Annotated in this window: 22 protein-coding genes; 6 read left to right on the forward strand and 16 right to left on the reverse strand. The window is 62.3% G+C overall.

Annotated elements, in window-relative coordinates:
• Nucleotides 1-287: 287 nt before the first annotated feature.
• Nucleotides 288-962, forward strand: coding sequence for a DedA family protein (locus EKH49_RS01370; protein ID WP_369826776.1), 675 nt, complete (start codon nt 288-290; stop codon nt 960-962).
• Between the two features lie 3 nt (nt 963-965).
• Here EKH49_RS01370 and EKH49_RS01375 read toward each other — a convergent pair whose 3' ends face one another.
• On the reverse strand, nt 966-1322 hold the full coding sequence (locus EKH49_RS01375; RefSeq protein ID WP_128469342.1) for a DUF2695 domain-containing protein: 357 nt from the start codon (nt 1320-1322) through the stop codon (nt 966-968).
• Between the two features lie 105 nt (nt 1323-1427).
• Nucleotides 1428-2624 carry a pyridoxal phosphate-dependent aminotransferase gene (locus EKH49_RS01380; protein ID WP_128469343.1) on the reverse strand — a complete coding sequence of 399 codons (1197 nt, stop codon included), beginning with the start codon at nt 2622-2624 and terminating at the stop codon, nt 1428-1430.
• Between the two features lie 239 nt (nt 2625-2863).
• Between EKH49_RS01380 and EKH49_RS01385 the strand changes: the two genes are divergently transcribed.
• Nucleotides 2864-4759, forward strand: a complete 1896-nt coding sequence (locus EKH49_RS01385; protein ID WP_128469344.1) for a metallophosphoesterase family protein — start codon at nt 2864-2866, stop codon at nt 4757-4759.
• 100 nt (nt 4760-4859) lie between these two features.
• The gene (locus tag EKH49_RS01390) at nt 4860-5117 is read left to right on the forward strand and encodes a hypothetical protein (RefSeq protein ID WP_128469346.1); all 258 of its coding nucleotides are present in this window, start codon (nt 4860-4862) and stop codon (nt 5115-5117) included.
• A 68-nt stretch (nt 5118-5185) separates the two neighbouring features.
• Here EKH49_RS01390 and EKH49_RS01395 read toward each other — a convergent pair whose 3' ends face one another.
• From EKH49_RS01395 to EKH49_RS01420, 6 genes are all read right to left on the reverse strand, one after another.
• Entirely contained in the window at nt 5186-5671 is a 486-nt protein-coding gene (locus tag EKH49_RS01395) for a carboxymuconolactone decarboxylase family protein (RefSeq protein ID WP_236640975.1), read from the reverse strand.
• 94 nt (nt 5672-5765) lie between these two features.
• Nucleotides 5766-7064: a 23S rRNA (adenine(2503)-C(2))-methyltransferase RlmN gene (gene rlmN / locus EKH49_RS01400; protein WP_073706892.1), complete on the reverse strand. Its 1299-nt coding sequence runs from the start codon at nt 7062-7064 to the stop codon at nt 5766-5768.
• The gene (locus EKH49_RS01405) at nt 7030-7776 is read right to left on the reverse strand and encodes a hypothetical protein (protein ID WP_128469348.1); all 747 of its coding nucleotides are present in this window, start codon (nt 7774-7776) and stop codon (nt 7030-7032) included. The genes rlmN and EKH49_RS01405 overlap by 35 nt, the downstream gene beginning before the upstream one ends.
• Nucleotides 7777-8017: 241 nt before the next feature.
• Complete coding sequence (locus tag EKH49_RS01410; RefSeq protein WP_161567413.1) at nt 8018-9151, reverse strand: FAD-dependent oxidoreductase; 1134 nt, start codon at nt 9149-9151, stop codon at nt 8018-8020.
• On the reverse strand, nt 9144-9857 hold the full coding sequence (locus EKH49_RS01415; protein ID WP_128469350.1) for a methyltransferase domain-containing protein: 714 nt from the start codon (nt 9855-9857) through the stop codon (nt 9144-9146). Before EKH49_RS01415 ends, EKH49_RS01410 begins: the two co-directional genes overlap by 8 nt.
• Nucleotides 9857-10978 carry a type III polyketide synthase gene (locus EKH49_RS01420; protein WP_128469352.1) on the reverse strand — a complete coding sequence of 374 codons (1122 nt, stop codon included), beginning with the start codon at nt 10976-10978 and terminating at the stop codon, nt 9857-9859. Before EKH49_RS01420 ends, EKH49_RS01415 begins: the two co-directional genes overlap by 1 nt.
• 165 nt (nt 10979-11143) lie before the next feature.
• Here EKH49_RS01420 and EKH49_RS01425 point away from each other — a divergent pair, with 165 nt between their 5' ends.
• Complete coding sequence (locus EKH49_RS01425; protein WP_161567414.1) at nt 11144-11809, forward strand: GntR family transcriptional regulator; 666 nt, start codon at nt 11144-11146, stop codon at nt 11807-11809.
• A gap of 18 nt (nt 11810-11827) precedes the next feature.
• On the opposite strand, the gene EKH49_RS01430 is transcribed toward EKH49_RS01425, so the two are convergent.
• From EKH49_RS01430 to EKH49_RS01440, 3 genes are all read right to left on the reverse strand, one after another.
• The gene (locus EKH49_RS01430; protein WP_128469354.1) at nt 11828-12490 is read right to left on the reverse strand and encodes a GOLPH3/VPS74 family protein; all 663 of its coding nucleotides are present in this window, start codon (nt 12488-12490) and stop codon (nt 11828-11830) included.
• Between the two features lie 60 nt (nt 12491-12550).
• Nucleotides 12551-13726, reverse strand: coding sequence for a hypothetical protein (locus tag EKH49_RS01435; RefSeq protein ID WP_145964430.1), 1176 nt, complete (start codon nt 13724-13726; stop codon nt 12551-12553).
• Between the two features lie 78 nt (nt 13727-13804).
• Entirely contained in the window at nt 13805-14542 is a 738-nt protein-coding gene (locus EKH49_RS01440; protein WP_128469357.1) for a sulfite exporter TauE/SafE family protein, read from the reverse strand.
• 126 nt (nt 14543-14668) lie between these two features.
• Here EKH49_RS01440 and EKH49_RS01445 point away from each other — a divergent pair, with 126 nt between their 5' ends.
• A complete protein-coding gene (locus EKH49_RS01445; RefSeq protein ID WP_236640976.1) occupies nt 14669-15832 on the forward strand; it encodes an FAD-dependent oxidoreductase in 1164 nt (387 codons plus the stop codon).
• A gap of 64 nt (nt 15833-15896) precedes the next feature.
• Nucleotides 15897-16277 (forward strand): TetR/AcrR family transcriptional regulator C-terminal domain-containing protein, encoded by a 381-nt coding sequence (locus EKH49_RS01450; protein ID WP_161567415.1) that lies wholly within the window; start codon nt 15897-15899, stop codon nt 16275-16277.
• A 101-nt stretch (nt 16278-16378) separates the two neighbouring features.
• On the opposite strand, the gene EKH49_RS01455 is transcribed toward EKH49_RS01450, so the two are convergent.
• From EKH49_RS01455 to EKH49_RS01475, 5 genes are read right to left on the reverse strand one after another with little or no spacing between them, the layout of a single operon-like run.
• Nucleotides 16379-17497 carry a signal peptidase I gene (locus EKH49_RS01455; protein WP_161567416.1) on the reverse strand — a complete coding sequence of 373 codons (1119 nt, stop codon included), beginning with the start codon at nt 17495-17497 and terminating at the stop codon, nt 16379-16381.
• Nucleotide 17498: 1 nt separating this feature from the next.
• Nucleotides 17499-18077, reverse strand: coding sequence for a SipW-dependent-type signal peptide-containing protein (locus EKH49_RS01460; RefSeq protein ID WP_128469362.1), 579 nt, complete (start codon nt 18075-18077; stop codon nt 17499-17501).
• Nucleotides 18074-18739 carry a hypothetical protein gene (locus EKH49_RS01465; RefSeq protein WP_128469364.1) on the reverse strand — a complete coding sequence of 222 codons (666 nt, stop codon included), beginning with the start codon at nt 18737-18739 and terminating at the stop codon, nt 18074-18076. Before EKH49_RS01465 ends, EKH49_RS01460 begins: the two co-directional genes overlap by 4 nt.
• Entirely contained in the window at nt 18736-19305 is a 570-nt protein-coding gene (locus tag EKH49_RS01470) for a signal peptidase I (protein ID WP_128469365.1), read from the reverse strand. The genes EKH49_RS01465 and EKH49_RS01470 overlap by 4 nt, the downstream gene beginning before the upstream one ends.
• Nucleotides 19302-19856 carry a hypothetical protein gene (locus EKH49_RS01475; protein ID WP_128469367.1) on the reverse strand — a complete coding sequence of 185 codons (555 nt, stop codon included), beginning with the start codon at nt 19854-19856 and terminating at the stop codon, nt 19302-19304. Before EKH49_RS01475 ends, EKH49_RS01470 begins: the two co-directional genes overlap by 4 nt.
• Nucleotides 19857-19870 lie beyond the last annotated feature (14 nt).

The following is a 19870-nucleotide window of genomic DNA, read 5'->3' on the forward strand; positions in this document are numbered from 1 at the left end:
CCATGACCGTTGTCATGGACCAATACCAGTTGCTCGACGCAACTATGCTGATCATTGCTCGGAAAACTGCTGTGAGCTTGGCAACTCGCCGCTGCGCGATGCGCCCTGGCCACATGATGCAGGCCTTGCGAAAAGCCATGATCCACCGGGTCAACGAACAAATTGGAGATTTCCCCCCTGTGGTCGGGTTATCCCGCATCAGGCTTTACGGATTCCTCTCTGGGAAACTCACAGCGTATTCCCGTAGGATTTTTGCTGTGCTAGATCATTCTTCGTTTCTTTCCCTTGTGACCGATTACGCGGCCCCGACCATGGGCGCGGCATTCCTGCCCGACTGGTTGAACCCTGCCGTCTTCCTGAACAACCCTGCGCTCGGCCCATGGGTTCTGCTGCTGGTGTGCGCCATTGTCTTCGCTGAGACCGGCTTGCTGGTGGGATTCTTCCTGCCTGGTGATTCGATGCTCTTCACCGTTGGCATGCTCATCGCCACCGGCACCATCCACATCCCGCTGTGGCTCTTCTGCGCCGCGATTTTCGTCTGCGCCTTCGCCGGCGACCAGACCGGTTACATCATTGGCAAGAAAACTGGTCCTGCCATCTTCAAGAAGCCGGATTCCCGCTTCTTCTCGCAGCAGAACGTTGAACGCGCCCACGAGTTCTTCGAGAAGTTCGGCGGCCGCGCGGTGATCCTTGCACGCTTCGTGCCGATCGTCCGCACCTTCGTCCCGGTAATCGCTGGCGTTGCGAAGATGAACCACAAGACCTTCGTCTTCTACAACCTGATCGGCGCAGCCCTGTGGGGTATCGGTGTCACCTTGCTGGGCTACTGGCTGGGACAGTTCACGTGGATCGAAGAGAACATCGACCTGATCTTCATCCTGATCGTCCTCATCTCGGTCATCCCCATCGGTGTCGAACTGCTCAAGGCACGCAAGCCGAAGAGCAAGACCATCGAAGACTGATTTTCAAGCACTTCTCCGGCGGAATTGTCCGCCACCCCACTGTACGCCGCGGCGCATCAACCAATGTTCACAAGGTTGGGTTGTGCCGCGGCGTACTCCTTTGCAGACAAGATCCACCTCGTCTTCCAAGGCGTTGCTTGCCTCGCGCGTGATCGGGCGGAGGGCATTGGCCAGCACTTCGCAATCGCAGTAACCGCCCAGCAGCTGCATCTTCCGTTCCACTGCGGTAGCCCGCGGCGCACTCGCGTCGCGATAGGCCAGCAGGAACAGATGGGTCCCGTCGCATCCTTGCGCGCTCAGGGAGCGATAGAGGAAGCAGGCAAGGCATTCGTGGTCGACGGGTTCAAGTACCGCGGGCATGGGTGGCTCCTAAAAGCAGTTGAAGGCAGTAGCGTTTCGCTACTGCCTTCAACTGTCCGTGGTTCAAGCACCGCGCACCGCGCCAAGCTCGCCAGCTGTGGATAATCAGCTGCCTGCCAGGCTCTCGCGGAGGAACGCAGCCACCCGTTCCACGGCTTCTGCCACACGCTCGTATCCGGCCGCGAACGACAAGCGGATGAACAGGTGCCCTTCGAACGGATCGAAGTCGCCTCCCGGGGTCAGCGCCACGTGCGCGTGTTCCAAGACTGATTGGCAGTACTGGCCCGCGGAACCGAAATGCTCCAGGACTTCGGGGGCCAACCGGCCATAGAGGTAGAAGGCCCCATCGGCGGGTGCCGCCTCGCTGATCCCCAGGCTGCCCAGGTGCTCCAGCACGTGGGCCCGGGTGCGGGCGAACTCGGCCACGCGCTCATTGGCCTCATCCAGGCTCCGCTGCTCGAAGGCTGCCACCACCGCACGCTGCGCAGGTGCCGGAGCGCACAGCGCAAGGTTCGAAGCCAGCGCGTCAACGGTGGCCACCAGGTCATCGGGCACGATCATCCAGCCCAGACGCCAGCCAGTCATCCCCCAGTATTTGGAGAAAGAGGAGACCACGATGGAGGTGCGGGAGAACTCCCACGAGGTGTGGCCCTTGCGCTCCGGGACGAACTCGATACCGTGGTAGATTTCGTCGCTGACCAGCCGCACGTCATTGGCTTCGCACCAGCTGGCCAACTCCGAGAGCTCCTGGGCGCTGAACATGGTTCCGGTGGGATTATTCGGCGAGGCGATCACCAGACCATCCAGGCGGCCGTGCTGCTTCTTGGCCGCTTCGAGCAGCTGGACGGTGGGCTGGAAACGCTGTGCCGCGCCGGTGGGCAGGTCCACCACTTCCAGTCCCAGGGCACCGAGGATGTTTGCGTAGGCCGGGTAGCCGGGGCGGGCCAGCGCCACCACGTCTCCGGCATCGAAGGCCGCCAGGAACGAGAGCTGGAAGGCTCCGGAGGACCCGGTGGTCATCACGAAGTTCTTGGCCGGGATCTGCACCCCATAAGTACCGAGGTAGTGCTGGGACAGGGCTTGGCGGGTTTCGAGCAGGCCCGCGGTGGAGGTATACCCGAAGTCTGCGTGCCCGGCATGCAGCTGGGCGGCCAGCTCATTGACCGCAGCTGGCGCGCCGCCGCCGGGTTCTCCGACGCACAAGGAGATCACGTCGTGCCCCGCGGCACGCATCGTGGCGACCTGGTCAACGATCTGCATCACTTCAAAGGGAGCTACCTTGGAACGCTGGGAAGCTTGCACTGTTTGTCCTTCTTTCCGCAGGCATCGAAGAACCGCGGCATCCTCGCCGCGGCCTTCTGCGCTATCTGCTTCAAGGCTATCGGCTCCAGCGTGGCATTGCGCCCACCGGAAGCCGGTGAGCAGGCTCACTGCCCCGGTTCCCCCTCCGTTTGCCTCCCGTCCACCGTTGGGGCATTCGCCCCGAGCATCCTCGAGGCATCCGCCTATTGCAGGCGACACCTCGCACAGGAGAACGAACCATGAACAAGCCATTCTCGGCCGCCCTGGCCGCCGCAGTATTGCTCCCCCTGGCCCTGGCGCCAACCGCCGGAGCGGCAGCCTCGCCTGCAACCGCGGCTGCCGCCCTTCCGGCGGCAGTTGCCAAGGACCCCGCACCGGGGTTCCGCGTATTGCCATATCTGCAAGCTCCTTCTTCCACCTCGATGACCATCAACTGGATCAGCGAAACCGATGAGCCGGGCACCATCAGCATGAGCGGACCGGGCCTGGGCAAGTCCGGCCAGCAGAGCAGCGCGCCGGCATACCTGGATCTCATGGAATACACCCAGGCCGAACTCGATGAGCAGATCGCTGGCTTGGAGCAGGGCTCGTGGCTGAAGTCGAATTCGAATTACAAGCACTCGGTGACCTTCGAGGATCTCAAGCCGGGAAAGACCTGCAACTACACGGTGACCCAGTCCGGCGAAACCCACAGCGCGGCTTTCAAGACGGCGCCGAAGGGCGAGGCCTGGAAGAACGTGCGCATCATTGCGTTCTCCGATTCCGAAACCGAGCCGCGCGGACGCACCGAGCATCGCGAATGGGAACTCTCCCCGGTCAACGGCTACACCGCGGATTGGCTGCAGCGCCCGGGTGCCGGGTCCGCCTGGGACCAGAAATTCGGCATGACCACCCGCTACGGCGAGCCGACCCTGCGCTACCCGCTGGACCAGTCCACCGCCTTCATTGAGAATCTCAAGCACATCCAAGCCGCCGATCCGGACCTGGTCATGATGGCCGGCGACCTCACCCAGGGTTCGGGCTACCAGCCGGCCTGGGATGAGTTCTTCGGCCATGTGGCCGGGGAGCATTCGGACCTGGCCTCCAATGTCCCGCTGCTTCCGGCGCTGGGCAACTGGGAAACCTATGCCGCGCTGAACGGCGGCTACGGCACGGATGCCGGCCGCACCCCGGCGGTCATTTCGCGCAACCGCTTCCTGGATTACTTCTCACTGCCGCGGGATCCGCAGCACCCCGAGTACAACGGCTCCTACTACCGGGTGGATCACGGGCCGGTCACCGTGCTGACCTTGGATTCCACCAACGGCCGCCCGGATGAGAACACCAAGACCGGCCAGCTCTCCGGTCAGGAGTTCTCGGGCGATGACACGAATATGGACGCAGGGAAGCTGTCCACCGATACCCAGGGCGAGTTCACCTTCGAGTCCTACGTCCAGGGCTTCAAGGAGCTGTTCCCCGGATCCATCGATAAGGACGTGGACCTGCCGAACATGGATGCCGCTTCGGCGCAGTGGGCTTGGGCCGAGAAGCAGCTGGCCGATGCCCGCGCCAAGGGCCAGATCGTGCTGGTCCAGTTCCACCACGCGGCCTACCCCAACGGCGTGCACGGCACCCCGCCCAACCATGAGCACCCGGATAACGAGTCGGGTACCGCAATGCGCGCCTACACTCCGGTGTTCGAGGAGCACGGCGTGGCAGCGGTGATCTCCGGCCACGATGAGATGTTCGAGCGCTCCTGGGTGGATGAGAACGGCGACGGACGCGGCTTCCTCTCCTATGACGTCGGAGTGGCAGCCGATGGCCTGCGCGGCGAGAAGCTGGTGCGCAATGCCGAAGGCGAGTACGAGCCGTTGCGTTTCAACTCGCATTCGCAGTGGTCGGCCCCGGCCGATGAGCCGGAAACCTGGGCCGAGGATGCCAACGGTGTTCCGCAACTGGTCTCCGGCGGCTTGCATTACGGGCACCTGCTGATCGATGTGGCCAATACCGCGCAGGGCGCCGAGCTGACCTTGACCCCTGTGCATATCTTCCCGCTGCTGGATTCGCAGTACCAGCTGGAGAAGACCGAGCGGCGGGCCTATGACGATGTCGTGCGCTTCGCGGTCGGCAAGGACGGGGCGCCGCTGGCGAAGTAGCGCTGGCGGAGCAGGCGACTTGTCGCCATGGCTGCAGGTAGTGGACTATTGAAGTGAGCAAAGGCCACTGAGCGCAGCAGCGCAGGGAGCAGGACGAGACATGAGTGAACAGCGCGTTTTCAAGGCAGTAGTCGCCAAGGAAGCCGGCTGGTGGAACATCTGGGTTCCCGAATTGGATCATGTGACTTCCACCCGCAAGTCCCGCAAGATCTCCCTCTACACCCGCTCCTTGATCGCAGCGGTGCTGGGCATCGAGGAATCCTCGTTCCGCGTAGAGCGCGAACTGGTTTCCGCTGGAGAATTCGAGCGCCGCTTCACCGCAGCCGTGCGCGCAACCAGCCCGCAGGAAAAGCTGTAGGCAGAACGCCCAGCGCGCATCCGATGCAAAGGCCGCCGTATCCCCAAGCGAAATACGGCGGCCTTTGGCTATTTGCCCGTGGTGCCCAGTTCGCGTTCCTTGACCGGGTGGCGCGAAAGGATGGAAATCCGGTTGAAAGCGTTCATGGCGATGGCGATCCACTGGATCGCGGCCACCTGCTCATCGCTCAGCACCAGCCGGGCCGAGGCCACCGCTGCAATGCGCTCATCGGGTATCGGCAGGTCGGTGGCTGCTTCGGCGATGGCCAATGCGGCGCATTCTTCTTCGGTGAACAGCCCTCCGCATTCATCCCAGGTGCGCAGCAGGGTGATCCGCTGCAGGCTTTCGCCGGCCTCCAGCGCCTTGCGAGCATGCAGGTCCAGGCAGAAGGCGCAGCCATTGATCTGCGATACGCGCAGGTTGACCAGTTCGGCGGTGCGGTCGCTGATTCCGGCGGCGCGGTAGGACTTGGCGACATCTTTGGAGAATCGGCCAATCGAGTTCCATAGCTCAGGATTGGTCTTGTCGAGGAACATCGGGTCTGAAACGGCCATAGTTGAACCATACATCGACGTGCAGCCCTCCTGCTTGAAGGCATCCGGTTAAAGAACCGTGGAGACCAGCGAAAGCTGGTCTCCACGAAGTTTGCTACTTGTCGCCGTCGGCTGCGAGCTGGCCGCAGGCGCCGTCGATTTCCTTGCCGCGGGTATCTCGCAGCGTGGTCGGCACGCCCAGCTCGTCCAGGCGGCGCACGAACTTGGACGTGATGTCAGGTTCGCTGCGGGTCCAGATGGAGCCCGGCACCGGGTTCAGCGGGATCGGGTTCACGTGCACCCAGCCGCGACCGCGGGCGTTGAGCTTCTTGGCCAGCATTTCCGCGCGCCACTCGTGGTCGTTCATGTCCTTGATCAGCGCGTATTCGATGGAGACGCGGCGTCCGGTCTTCACGTAGTAGTCGTAGGCCGCATCCAGCGCCTCGTCGACCTTCCAGCGCGAGTTCACCGGGATCAGTTCGTCGCGCAGCTCGTCATCCGGGGCGTGCAGCGACAGGGCGAAGGTGACCTGGACGTTCTCGTCGGCCAGCTTGCGGATCGCCGGAACCAAGCCGACGGTGGAAACGGTAATGCCACGGGCGCTCATGCCCAGGCCTTCCGGGGCCTCGGCAACCATGCGGTGCACGGCGTTCATCACGCGCTTGTAGTTGGCCAGTGGTTCGCCCATGCCCATGAACACGATGTTGCCCACGCGCTCATCAGGGTGCTGGCGTCCGCCCAGTCCGCCCTCGGCGATCACTCGGTTGGCCTGGACGATCTGGTCAAGGATTTCAGCAGTGGACATGTTGCGGGTCAAACCCGCCTGGCCGGTGGCGCAGAACGGGCAGTTCATGCCGCAGCCGCACTGCGAGGAAATGCACAGGGTGATGCGGCCCGGGTAGCGCATCAAGACCGACTCGACCAGCGAGCCGTCGAACAGGCGCCAGAGGAACTTGATGGTCTTGCCGTCATCGGTTTCCAGTCGCTTGACCTCGGTTAGCAGCTTCGGGAACATCGCCTCGGCGAGTTCCTCGCGGCCGTTCTTCGGCAGGTCGCTCATCTGCGCCGGGTCGGTGGTGTAGTGCTGGAAGTAGTGCACGGAGAGCTGCTTGGCGCGGAAGCCCGGCAGTCCCAGTTCCTTCAGCTTGGCCTGGCGTTCGGCCAGGGACAGGTCGGCAAGGTGCGTTGGCGGCTGGGAGACGCGGCGCTTGGTGGAGAACTGCAGCTCCGGACGGCCATCGGCACCCATCTCCTGCTTCCAGCCTTCGGCGGTCGGCACGACCTGGGCACGGCCTTCGGCTTCGGCTCGGGACTTGGAGATGCGCAGCTGCTGGGCGCGCTGGGCCGCGGCCTGCTCGTTGCGCAGCGCCTTGCGTTCTTCAGCGGAAAGTGGGGTGGAATCGATGGAAGTCATTGCTACCTATTGTTTCATGTATCCGCGAGAGTTTGGCGGTGAGTTTGGGCACGCGCAAGCAGTGCCGCACCGCCAATCTACCTGCGGTACGGCACTGCTGCATACGGGTATTCAGTACTTGAAGGATTCCTTCAGGTGGCCAATGTTGCCCACTGCCCCGGCCAGGTCCATGCCCCCCCCCCAGCTGCCCGCTGGTGGCAGCTGCAGGGCGGTCCTTGCTCCAGTGGCGGAATCCTTCCTGGTGCTCGCGGGTGATCACCGCGTCACCGGTGCCAGCCATGACCGCCTCCAGCTGGTAGGTATCGCCCCAGATCGGCTCGCCGTTTTCGTCTTCGCCCTGGTATGCCCTGACTGATCCGCTGACCGAGCCGTTCTTCAGCTGCTTGTCGATATGCACTTCAAGCGCGTCACCGTACATTCCCACGATGTCCAGCGTCTCGCATCCGCTGTCCGGATCCCACGACGGCAGTTCGCCTGCCGGGCAGTCGAAGTTCACCACAGCTGCATCACCCGAACCAGTGGTGCGTGCGAAGAAGCTGATCAGGTGTGCGTTGCCGGCAAAACCGTCAAGCTCGCCGACATGGGCCACCTCGCCCGAGAGCCAGATGCTGTCGGTCTTTTCCGGGGGCGCCGCCGAAGCGGGGACAAGCGCAGTGAGCGCCAGAAGGGCGGTACTTGCGCCGCATAGCACGGCACTGGTCGTTTTCCTCATGATGGGTCCTTTCCGCTGCGCATGCCTCGCTGCATGCGCAAGTGAACCCGACCAGTGTGCAGTCACCCAGCCCGTTAATTCAACAGATGGACATAAAAGTTATCTGAGCTCAATGCATGCTCGCAGGCAACAGATCCGGCCAGGCCGTCACGCTTCTGCCACGACCTGCGCTGTCCTCGCCACCGGGTATCGCACTGATTGATGCAATCACGCAACCAGCAACCGAAGCGTTGCCATTTCGTCATGCAACGGGAATAGTCCTCTGCCCGGGCGAAGTCATCGTGAAACTGCGCGCGACCTTCTGCTTCAACCAGCCGCTGGCAGCCAATGCTGAAATCGCCGTATCCCGCAGTGGGACGGACCAGCTCGGCAGGGCCCGCCCCAGCAGCATGTTGACCTGCGCACGCCGGGCAGCACTGCGGGCGGCCGCGAGCCGCAGATCATCCAGTGAACCAGCTGGTGCACCGGCGGCAATGAGGTCGGCTATTGCCTGCGCATCAGCCAGCCCCAAGCTCAGCCCCTGCCCGCCGATGGGGCTGATCTGATGGGCCGCGTCCCCGAGCAGCACCACCCGCCCGTGGACCATCGAGGACACCATCCGGGTAGCAGTGCCGAAATAGCTGGTCATGGTGCAGGCCCCGGGGTCAAGCAGGTATCCGGTCCGGTCCATGATCATTTCGGTCAAGATTCCCGGCGAATCATTGTCCAGCTTCTGTTCGACGCGCACCACCCAGCGCCGCCATGCACCGGGCAACGGAAAGGATTCGACAATCCCCTGCTGGTGCAGGAACAGCGCCGCAGCATGCACCAGTCCAGTGGTATCGGGAAAGTCACCCATCAGATACCTGTCACGATGGTTTGCTCCTGCAAAGTCCATCCCGAGATCCGTGCGGACTGCGGAGCGGACCCCGTCGGCACCGGCCAGCCATCGGGCCCGGTAAGCGGTGCCGCCGGATAGGAACTCCACGGATTGCTCGGACTGCCCCAGTACCTTCTCGAAAGCGCGACCGGGCATCAGCGAACCCGGTGCCAACCGCTCCAGCCGCTCGCGCAGCAAATGCTCGGTGGATTGCTGCGGCAAGGACAGCACATAGGGGTAAGGTCCGCCAATCGTGGCGAAATCCATCGCGGCGATGCTCATCCCGCGCGAGATCCCCAGCCCGCCGCGGATCTGCACGCCGTGGCGCTGCGCGGCCTCCCCCACTCCGAGCTGATCCAGGACCTGCTGTGCCGGAGGGTGCAGGCCAAAGGCCCGCGAGTGGGCTGCCGGCGCACTGCGCTGCTCGAAGACCCGGACGCTGCGCCCGTGCTGGGCGAGCAGGATGGCCAAGGCCAAGCCCACCGGTCCGGCACCGATGATCGCGACGTCATCCATGGCGTCCAGCATCCCAGCACAGCAGGTTGCGGTACGGGCGCTGCGTGCGCACTTCCCACCCGGTCCGGAGCAGTTGTTCCAGCTCCTCGGGCACATAGCTGCGCCTGATGGAGGTCAGGCCGTCGCGGCGGATCAGCGAGCTGCCGGCCAAGGGCAGGGTCGCCAGGCCGAAGAGTCCCAGCGCCATCGGCGAGCGCCGGATATCGCTGTGCACCCCGAGACCGGTGCACAACTGCTCGGTGTCTTCCTGCAGCTGCTGCAGCTCATCCGGTGACAGGTGGTGCAGCAGGTGGTTGGAGAGCACCAGGTCGTACTGCTCGCCGGCGGCGGCCAGCCGGGTGCTGGTGGTCTCGCGGAATTCCAGTGCCCCTGCAGGCAGCTTGCTGCGGTGCAGCGCTTGCCGGGCGTAGCCGATCGCCCGCGGATCCGGGTCGATGCCATGCACTGCAACCTCGAACCCATCGACGAGCGCCCACCGGGCCAGATTCGCCGCAATATCCCCGCCGCCGCAGCCCACATCCAGGATTTTGGCCCGTGCCCGGTGCACCAGCAACGGGCGGATGCATTCCAGGTAGTTGCTCCGCCAGCCCGCCACCACCCGGTTCACCAGCGGGAACTGGGCGTAGGTGCGGCGCAGCAGCACCGGATCGCAATCCGGGCGGTCCATTTCCTCGATGGCTTCCGTGGCCCTCGCCAGCCGGAGCATCATTCCCTCCTGGATACGGTGAACAGCCCGGTTTCAACGGTCAGCCCCGGGCCGAAAGCCATGGAGCAGACTCGATCCCCGCTGTCCGCTGCCGCGGAATCCAGGATTTCCTTGAGCACGAAAAGCACCGTGGCGCTGGACATGTTTCCATAGCGATCCAGGATCGCGCGGGCCGGCTGAAGCTGCCGGTCATCCAGGCCCAGCCGGTTTTGCACCCGGTCCAGGATGGCCCGGCCGCCGGGATGCAGTCCCCAGTGCTGGATCTTCTCAACCGAGAGTTCCGAGTCGGTGTCCTTGTCCAGGAGCGGTTGCAATGCCGCGGTGATGTGCTCGTCGATGATGTGCGGGACGTAGGTGCCCAGCACCATCTCGAATCCGTGATCACCGATATTCCACGCCATCGCTTCTTCGCCTACCGGGGTGAGCACGGTCTCGAAGCCGTCCATCTGCAGCGGCCCGCTGCCCTTTGCCGAAACGATCACCGCGGCCGCCCCGTCGGCGAAGATAGCCGAGCCCATGATGGTGTCCGGGTCATTCGAGCTGTGCACATGCAAGGTGCACAGCTCTGCGCAGACCACCAGCACCGTGGCGTCCGGGTCGGCCAGGCAGAAGTCGCGGGCCGCGCGCAATGCGGGGAAGGCGGCATAGCAGCCCATGAATCCCAGGTGATGGCGTACGGTGCTCGGGGCAAGCCCCAGCGCCCGCACGATCTGGTACTCCGGGCCGGGGTTGTAGAACCCGGTGCAGGAGACGGTGATGACGTGGGTGATGTCTTCCGGCGCCAGGTCCTCGCAGGCATCCAGCGCCTTCTTCGCGGTCTCCGTGAAGAGCATGCCTGCCTGCTTGGCGTACACGTTATTGCGCTCCGCGGTGCTCGGGGAGAGCAGGAGTCCGGCGGCCCGGTCATAGAACATCGGCTGTTCCGGCTGTGGCAGGGTGAGGTCGAATTCGTCGACGCAGCTGTATCTGGTGCTGATCGCTGCGGAGTTGAAGGAAGTGGCGATGAGCCGTTCGCCCAGCCGGCTCAGATTCGGCTGGCTGGCGAAAACATCACGGATTTCGTCCTGAGCAAGTTGCGTCGCGGGAACTGCGGTCTGGATCGTGCGGATCTTCACTGGCATGCCCCGAGCCTAGGGCCGTTGCCAGCGATGGTAAACAGCTTCGGCGAATTGCCAGCATTCTCCCGATGATCCGTTGCCCTCCGCGTGTGGATTATCTATCCTCGGCGAAGAATATGATTATTGTTATTAACGTCAGATTTAATCGATCGCGCAGGAAGAGGCCCCGTGGCAAAGGCATCAGTTCATTCCTTGGAGGGTATCCGCCGGACCATCCTTGATGGCTTCTGGTCCCCAGGCGATCGCCTGCAGCCGACCGCATTGGCAGTGCAGTTCGAAACCAGCACGACGGTGATCCGCGAATCACTGACCCGGCTAGCAGGGGAAAACCTGGTGGTCATCCGCCCGAACCGCGGGTTCTTCGTACCGGATCTCGATTTGCGCGAACTGGCGGATATCACCGAGCTGCGTTGCTCCACCGAAGCGCTGGCCGCCCGCCTGGCAGTTGAACGCGGAGACGTCGCGTGGGAATCCAAGGTGATCGCGGCCCACCACAAGCTCTCGCGCACCCCACGGCGCTTGCCGGAGGAACCCGGCACACTCAACCCTGCGTGGTCCGAAGCGCACCGCGAATTCCACCATGCATTGCTGGTGCCTTGCGATTGCCAGCCGATGCTCAAGCTATCCGCCGACCTGGCGAACTTCACCGAGCTCTACCGGCGCTGGGCCGCCCCGTCGAAGGCGGCAGGCAAGCGCAACGTCGAGAAGGAGCACCAGGAAATCCTGGATGCCGCTCTGGCTCGCGATGCCGGCCTGCTCGGAGAGCTGCTCGGGAACCATTACCGTTCCACCGTCCAGGTGGTCATTGATGCTGGGTTGAGCACCCTGCGCTGAAAGGCGTGCGCCGTTCGGCTATTTCTTGCCTGGCGCAGGCGGAATGACGCGCTCACTGACAATCGCGGCGTTCATCGCCGCCACTGCTCTCTGCGCCGAGTCCGCTGCCGGTGAATCCTGCGCGAGTTCGGCAATCCGGGACTGCGCCTGCGCTGCCGTCATCGGCGCAAGCTCATCTTCCAGCACAGGGTGCACCAGGCCTACCGCCTGAAGGATCGCGAGCACGGTGGTATCGCTGGTTCCCGGGACTTTCTGTCCGTGAAGGGCACCGTGCAGGTCGGTTCTGATCTGGCGCTGGATCTGCTGGTTGATGATGCGCACCCGCTGCTTGCCCAAGCCCAGCATCGTGCGTTCGCCATATTCGATAATTCCGCCCTTGGCCAGGGAATCGGTCAGCAACCGGACATCGCACAGGGAATTGATCTTCACCGCGTCATCCAGGCTCAGGCTGCCCCGCCTTTCCAGCTGCTCCAATGGCGCGGCAAGCACTGGATCCGGGCAGGGGCCGGCACCGATGAGCTGGATCTGCCGCTGCTCATCCTCGCTGAGCGCCACACGCCCGGCAATCATCAGGTCGGTGATGATGGCGGCGTTCATGCCGTATCCCGTAGCTGATACAACTGCTTCTGGTTTCTCGGAGTCATCGGCCATGAGCAAGTAGAGCTTTTCTGCGATCAACATATTCTCAGGCTACCGGCCCGCACTGGAGGAATTCTTCAGCCTTGCGACGGATATTCAGGCTCAGTCGCCCTTGACCGCTGGTTTCTTCTTCGCCTTGGCCAGCTCGGATGGCGAATGGGTGGTCCGGGGTTCGGAGCGATCCTGCGTCATGGCCGAGGTGGTGCGGATGAAGACCGAGATCCAGCTGAACATGATGGCCACCACCGACAGCTCGAAACCGGTCAGGTTGTAATAGGACCATTTGGTCCACAGCTGGAAGGCGCCCCAGATCGCGCCGATAGCGGCATAGGACAGCAGATGGAACACCACCGGGTAGCCCGGCAGCAGCACGATAGTGCCCAGCAGCAGGAAGATCATGGCCACCGAGACCGTCTGCACGAAGGCCGAATGCACCTCCATGGCCACGTCGAAGGGAACCAAGCCGATGCCGATAATTCCCACGGAGACAAGCAGCAGGCACCAGCGCACCAGCTTCGGACGAGGACGCACCATGCGTGCAATCTTGTAGCGTTCCAACGCAGGGCGGCAACGGTAGGTCTGTGCCAAACGGACCAGGTCGCGAGTCAGGAACTCGGTGAAGGCAGCGAGCACCAAGCCGGAAATCACCAGGGTGAGATTGAAGGTCCAGAAGGACCCCATGCCGGCTTGCGTGGTCCCCAGCGACGAGAACATGCTCCGCCACCAGTTCTGGTCTTCGGCCAGCAGCATGCTGATCAGCACACCGGCGCTCATGAAGATCCCCAGCACCACTGACAGGGACTCCGCATTAATCCGCGCGGTGGCTTCCAGGGACAGGTAAGCGCTGATGCCCGTGGCAACGCTGACTGCCAGAGCCCCTGCGAGCACGTCCAGATGCAGCCCGTAGAAAGCCTGCTGGAGCAGGTGGAACACGACCAGCATGATCATGATGGTGCTGGCTACGTGCACCAAGACGAGGCCAAGGGCAGTAACCATCCGGCGCCATGCGGGAATCTTCTTCAGCCACGTCTCGCGGGCCCGGAGCATGGTGCGGAACGCATAGGCGCTGCTGGTTCCGGCCGAGACGGCACCGCAGACGGCTGAAACAATGCCTACCGACAGATCGCCAAAGAGCGGCGGACGTTCACCGGCGAAGATGATGAGCCCGACAACCAGCCCGAAGAGGGAACAGATCAGGCCGGCCCATAGGGCACGGCGCTCGATGTCCAGTTCGGTGACTCGCCTGCTGAGAGTGACATCGGGATATTGGGAATGCACGTAGTACATTCTCTCATTTTCATTGAAGAACGTGTACCGTCCGCGGCCCGGCCATCCTCCGCGGAACAGGTCTTTGCGCTAGTTCGAGGACAACGCGAGCAAGCCGCTGGCCATCAGGCTCACCGCACCGCTGAAGGCAATCAGCACCACGAAGGCGCGGCTGAACTTCTGCGGAATCCTCGGGGCCAGAAAATTGCCCAGCACGATGCCCAGCACCATCGCGCCGAAGCAGGCACCCCATTGCTGCCAATGCAGCTGCGGCATGCCGCCCTTGGCGATCAGCGACGTCAAGGACAGCACCAGGAAATAGAGCTGCACGGAGATGGCGAATTGGGCTTGCGGCCAGCGGCTGGCTACCGCATATCCGGCAATGGCCGGACCGGAGACCCCGGCAGTCACGGACATGAATCCGGAGACAGCCCCTGCGCCAATAGCCAGTCCCCTGCTTTGGGCCATGGCGAGGTTCCGGATCATGAAGCTGGAGCACAGCGCGAGGATCACCATGAAGGAAATGCCGATGTTCAGCCATGGCCCATCCAGCGAGTTCGCCACCCACGCCCCGGGAATGGTCATGAGCATGGCGGGGATGAGCATGAAAGCGACTTTCCGGTATTCGACTTGCCGAAAGACCTGCGCAAAGATCAGCAGGCTGCTGCAGGCGCCGAGCAAGTTGACCAGCATGACACCTTCGTGCGGCCCCAGCACCATCACCAGGAAGGGCGAGGAAACCAGTGCGAATCCCATGCCGGAAATACGCTGTGTGGAGGCACCCACGAAGACTGCGGCCGCCAAGCCGATGATCGCCGCAAATTGCACGCCCTGCTCCACGCTGCCTCCGGTATCCCTCGTCGCTGTCCACTATTACGTTAGTCCACGGCCAATGAGTCATTTGAATGGAGCAGGCTTCGGCTGGAGTTCTACGCTGTAGGAATGCGCAATGACGTGGATTTCCTGGTAATTGGCGGCGGGGCGATGGGCTCGGCAGCCGCGTGGTCCCTGGCCGCCGGCGGACACGAGGTGCTGCTGCTTGAACGCTTCGCTCCGGGACATCAGGAAGGCGCATCGCACGGGGCCACCCGCAATTTCAATCCGGCCTATGCCGAACCCGAGTACCTGCGCCTGCTGCAGCGCTCCAACACCCTGTGGGATGAGATCTCGCAGCGTTGCGGCACTGCGCTGCTGACGCGCACCGGATTGGTCAATCACGGAATCGTTGAAGCTCAGCGCGCCATGCACGAGGTGCTAGGCCAGGCAGGTTTCGACAGCGAGCTGTTGTCCATTGAAGCTGCGGAAGAGCGTTTCGCCGGCATGAAGTTCGAGACCGAAGTCCTGCATATCCCTTCCGGCGGCCAGATCAACGCCGACCTCGCAGTTTCCTCCCTGCAGCAGCTGGCAGTTGCCGAGGGTGCGTCCGTGGAGCATGGGCACCAGGTGGCAAGCGTTCAGGTGCTTGCCGATGACTGTGTTGAGGTCCAGGTCCAGCACCGGGGAACCAGTTCGACCATCCGGGCCCGCCATGCCATTGTCGCCGCGGGCGCTTGGACCCGGTCGCTGCTCGGCGATGCGCTCAGGCTGCCGGCTATCCACGTCACCGAAGAACATCCGGTGCATTTTGCGCAAAAGGACCTGCCTGCGCACTGGCCCGGATTCAACCACATCCTGGACCCGAACCGGGAAATCGGTTCACGGATCTTCGGTCCCGTCTACGGGATGCGCACCCCCGGCGAAGGCATCAAGGTGGGCTGGCACGGCTCAGGGCAGATCATCGATCCAGAGCACCGCCCGCACCAAGCCAGCGGGGAGCAGCTGCGCGGGCTGCAGGACTACGCGGAACGCTGGCTTCCAGGGGTCGATCCCTCGCGCTATGAGACGGTGTCCTGCACCTACGCCAATACCGAGGACGAGCACTTCATCCTCGACTCGCTCGGCCCGATCACCGTCGGCGCAGGGTTCAGCGGCCACGGCTTCAAGTTCGTGCCCGCCATCGGCGAGCACCTGGCCGAGCTGGCCTTGGGCCGGCGCACGGCCGAACCGAAGTTCTCGGCGAACCGCACGGTGGCGAAGCCAGTCTTCCTGCAGCGCCGCCGCGCGACCGGCATTAGCTAGCCGCCTATTTGAGTGCGGCTGAGGGAAGCTGTTGGGTGATGCCACGGGTGCCATGGCACATGCCTTGTCTTCCGAACTCAACCTAGAGTTGACGAGAAAGTGCGCCACGTCCACGATCAGCCTGCCGGATGAAGTTACCGGCGACTGGCAGGAGTCCGTGCGGCAAATTGCCATGTCCTACTGGGAGTCGTGCTCAACGCACCGAAGGCTGATCCCGCTGCTCACCAGCCATGCCGTGCATGGCTTCGCTACCTTGCGGATCTATGATGCCTCGGCAGAGGTACTGGAACAAGCAGGATTGGATCCGAAACGGCGCCCGCAGGCGATCGCAATCATCGATTCCTTCGTGCTCGGATCTGCGCTCGGTTCAGCTACACCGTCGGCCGTCTGGTGTTCGGACGTCGGTTCTTCTCCAGTTTTCAAAAGGCCTTGCCGGACGGGCTAAGCGACACCATCTGAACGGAAAGTGGATTGCTGCTCAGATTGGATGTTGTATCGATCAGCTTGAGAACGCTGATTCTTCCTCAACGAATGTCCGTTGGGCAGTCAGGCCTTGGGACATGAGTAGCTGTCAAGAATAAGCACGCCTGGCTTGTAGTCGATCGCGATTTTAGGCGCACTACTGACTAATGAAGACCAGCCAATATTCGTGCCTTGTTCATTCACCGCAGCACCATCAGTGGTAATGACCGTCAGGATTCGTACTTCAAAGGTTTGAGCCTTACCGAACAGGAGTCCCAGGAGGCTGAGACCGCCATCAAAGCTTATTTTCTCGTTCCCTGAATTTACGCTCAGGTATCGAACTTCGCCTGCAACAGACTGGACTCTGACGGCATACTTAGCTCGCGGGGGCAGGTTCGGGGCGGGATTCCAAACGACTTCTGCACTAGTCGCTGCACCAAGAATGCCACCTGTAGTGGTGCAGTGCAGCGTCCCGGGGACTTTTGGCATGCTTCGGGCCGTCTGCGCGCCCGTCGTCGCGGTGGCTGAACCGCTGAAAGCAGCCTGAGTCGTCAAAAACACGACAGGATGCACCGCCAAGCCACTGACTAACCCGAACGAAAGAATAATCGAAAGAACCGATGGGCCTCGAAGCAATTTCCGAATCGGCTTTTCAGACAACTGCTCTTCGCGCACAGAGCCCTCAGAATTCTCCGGCCCCTTCGCGATGCGGTCATTCTTGAGAAACGCGACATAAAGCAGGTATGCGCACAGCAGTCCGCCGAGGAAATAGGCCCACGGCTGGGACAGCCACGTGACGACGTACCCCAGAATCGGCACACTGGCCAGCAGCTTGTCGACACTGTCTACCGCAAACGGCTGCAGGTCTGCGACAGGGTTGGCATCACCCTTGAGGATCAGCCCAGCTTCTGTCTTCTCGGCAACCCTGTGCGTCACCCTGACTTCGTCGCTGGTCACCACCGAAACCACATCGCCTACGGCGATATCCCCAACCGGGGTGGGAACAGCCAGCCCTAAAGAACCAGTGGGGATTTCTGGGCCCATTGAACCACTGGTGAAAACCAGCGGCTTCAGCCCGAACAGCAAGGCTGCAAGTGTCATGAGCAGGCACAGCGAACCGAGGATCGCCCCGGTATTCAGGGCGACGTTCTGAACCCAATAGCGTTGACGCGCGCCAAGCCCGTTTCGCTTTCGATTCGCCACTTTAAGTACCCACCGTTCCAGTGAAGACCAAGTCCACCTTCGTCGTAGCACCTTGAAGGTTGTTGGCTGCGTTTTCTGGCAGAGAGTACTGCACGCAGAAAGTTTCTGTGGCACCCGCTGCCAATTCCCCCAGAGATTTGGCATCTGCACTGAACGCTGAGCCGGGGGACTTCTCAAGCGTTTTTGCGGAGCCGGAGCACGTGGCATTCGGTACGGTACCGCTGACGCTTGAGCCAGTTTTCACCACTACTTCCATGGCCTTGCCCAGTTCCGCGCCGTCGCTTTCGGTAATGCTTCCCTTGATGGAATACGGAAGTGAAACCGAGCTGGTGTTCTTCACGACAACTATCGCCGCAGCGCTGACTTTCGGATACCAGTTCACTGAGGAGAGCGGCACGGTGTAGCTTGCGCTGGTTGCACCGGAAGCCGTCGCGCCGACGCCAAGCGACACCTTCGCAGCGGTGATGCTGGAGGTTGCCGTGGCAGTTCCTGTCCAGGCTGCCAGCGTGGATACCGCACCAAGACCCACCAGTATTCCCATCGACAGGATTGCTTTGATCTGTACCGATCGTCTGCTCATTGAGAATCTCCTTGATAGGTCTGTGCGTGGACGCTGATCCGCTTCGAACGTAGATAAAGCGCAACGCCGGCCCCGGCCATGCCCAGTGCGAGCGGTATGGCCCAGCTGCTGAAGCCCGTGGATTTCAGCTCATCGGGTGGATGTTTTCCGTCCGCTTCCGGGGGATCTGGACGCTCCTGATACGGCGGACTTTCCGGCGATTCAGGTTCCTGCAGGTTTCCGCCGGTAACCTCGACAGCGCTGATTTCCAGGCTCAGTGATCTCACCAGATCCTCCGAAGAATTTCCTGCAGAAGCCGGCAATCGGGCTTCTAACTCAAAATCAGCATTCTGTTTCGGGTCCAGCCGGGCCATGGAGTCACCCGCCACCACGAACTGCAGCCCGTTGGCAGGTTCAGCAACCGTGGGCCTTAGCGTGACCGCGATTGGATGTGGACGCTCATTGCGAATGGTGATTTTTTCAGTCAGTCGGTCCCCCGGAACCAGCTGAAACTCGCCGCCAAACAGTTCGCCTGGACTCGCACGGAAGTCACCACCATTGACGCTATAGCTCAGTCCTCCCGCGTCCGTTGCGGAACCGTGAGCTTCGAAGCTGCCGGCATTCAGCAAACCGGCGGCGAGCGCGATGGACAACATGACCTTTGACGGTATGCCGAACGTCATGATGCACTCTCCCTGCGGTGGTCACGCCATGCGCCTGCGAACATCACCAGCGAATAGGACAGCAGTCCTCCAATGGCCAGCCAGGTCAGCCAGGTTCGTTGCGAAGAGCTGAGCGCTGAATTCAGGTATCCGAGCCACGGCAGCGAGTACCAGAGCTTGCCACGAACCTGTTCCGCGACAATCGGCGCATCATCGGTGTTATTCGCATCGCCGCGCAGTACGAATTGCTTTTCACCCGACAGCGTCGAGTGCACCGCGGCTACCCGGTGGGTCACCACCTCGGGCTTTCCTGACTCCAGTTGATAGGTGAGCACATCTCCCACCTCGATCTGTTCAACCGGAACCGGTTTGACCACAATCAGTTGCCCTGGAGGGTAGTCAGGTCGCATGGATCCAGTCAGCACTGTGTAGGCGGTGGCCCCGCCCAGCTTGGGAATAACTACCATGACGACCAGCAAGGTAAGCACGATGAACAGCGCCAGCCACGAGAAGATCTGGCCGACCCACCAAAATGGACCAGTTTTCTGTTCTTCACGGCGTCGTTGGGCCCGCGTCAATACCGTCATTTCTGTTGTCCAGTGAATCTGAAGGTCGGCGCCATCTTGCCTCCGGCGGCGGTCTGTGGAGTCCCGGCCGGAAGACTCAACCGGATGCACAGTGCTTCGGAGGCCAATGGTGATCCTGCAGCTGCAAGATCGCGAGGGTTGCTGAATGCTGCCCCCGCACTCAAGGAGCCGGAGTAGAGCAGTTGTCCTGTGAACTGCTGCGTTCCCATACAGCTTGCGGGCGGCACGGCCGCATAGATACTGACCGTTCCAGCCGCGGCCAAAGCTTTATCCTGGGCGTTTCCGTTATCGGTTCCTGTCGTGATTCCAGCGAGCCCGTAGGTCAATGACGTCGTGCCGGCGTTGGAAATCGTCAATGGTGCCTGCACGAATGAACCCGGCAGCAGGTTCTCTGTTTTCAATTCGGAGAAGACGTAGTCCTTCTTTGCGCTGTTGCTGTTTCCTGCCAACAAGCTCAGCGAACCTGTCTGGACCGCCCCGGCATCAATTCGCTCTTCGGCGCGCCAAGCAGCGACCGTGGTTTGGGCGCTGACTCCGAGCACCAGCACCACGGCCGCCGTCGCTG

The sequence above is a fragment of the Glutamicibacter sp. HZAU genome (assembly GCF_004100365.1).
Lineage (GTDB): Bacteria > Actinomycetota > Actinomycetes > Actinomycetales > Micrococcaceae > Glutamicibacter > Glutamicibacter nicotianae.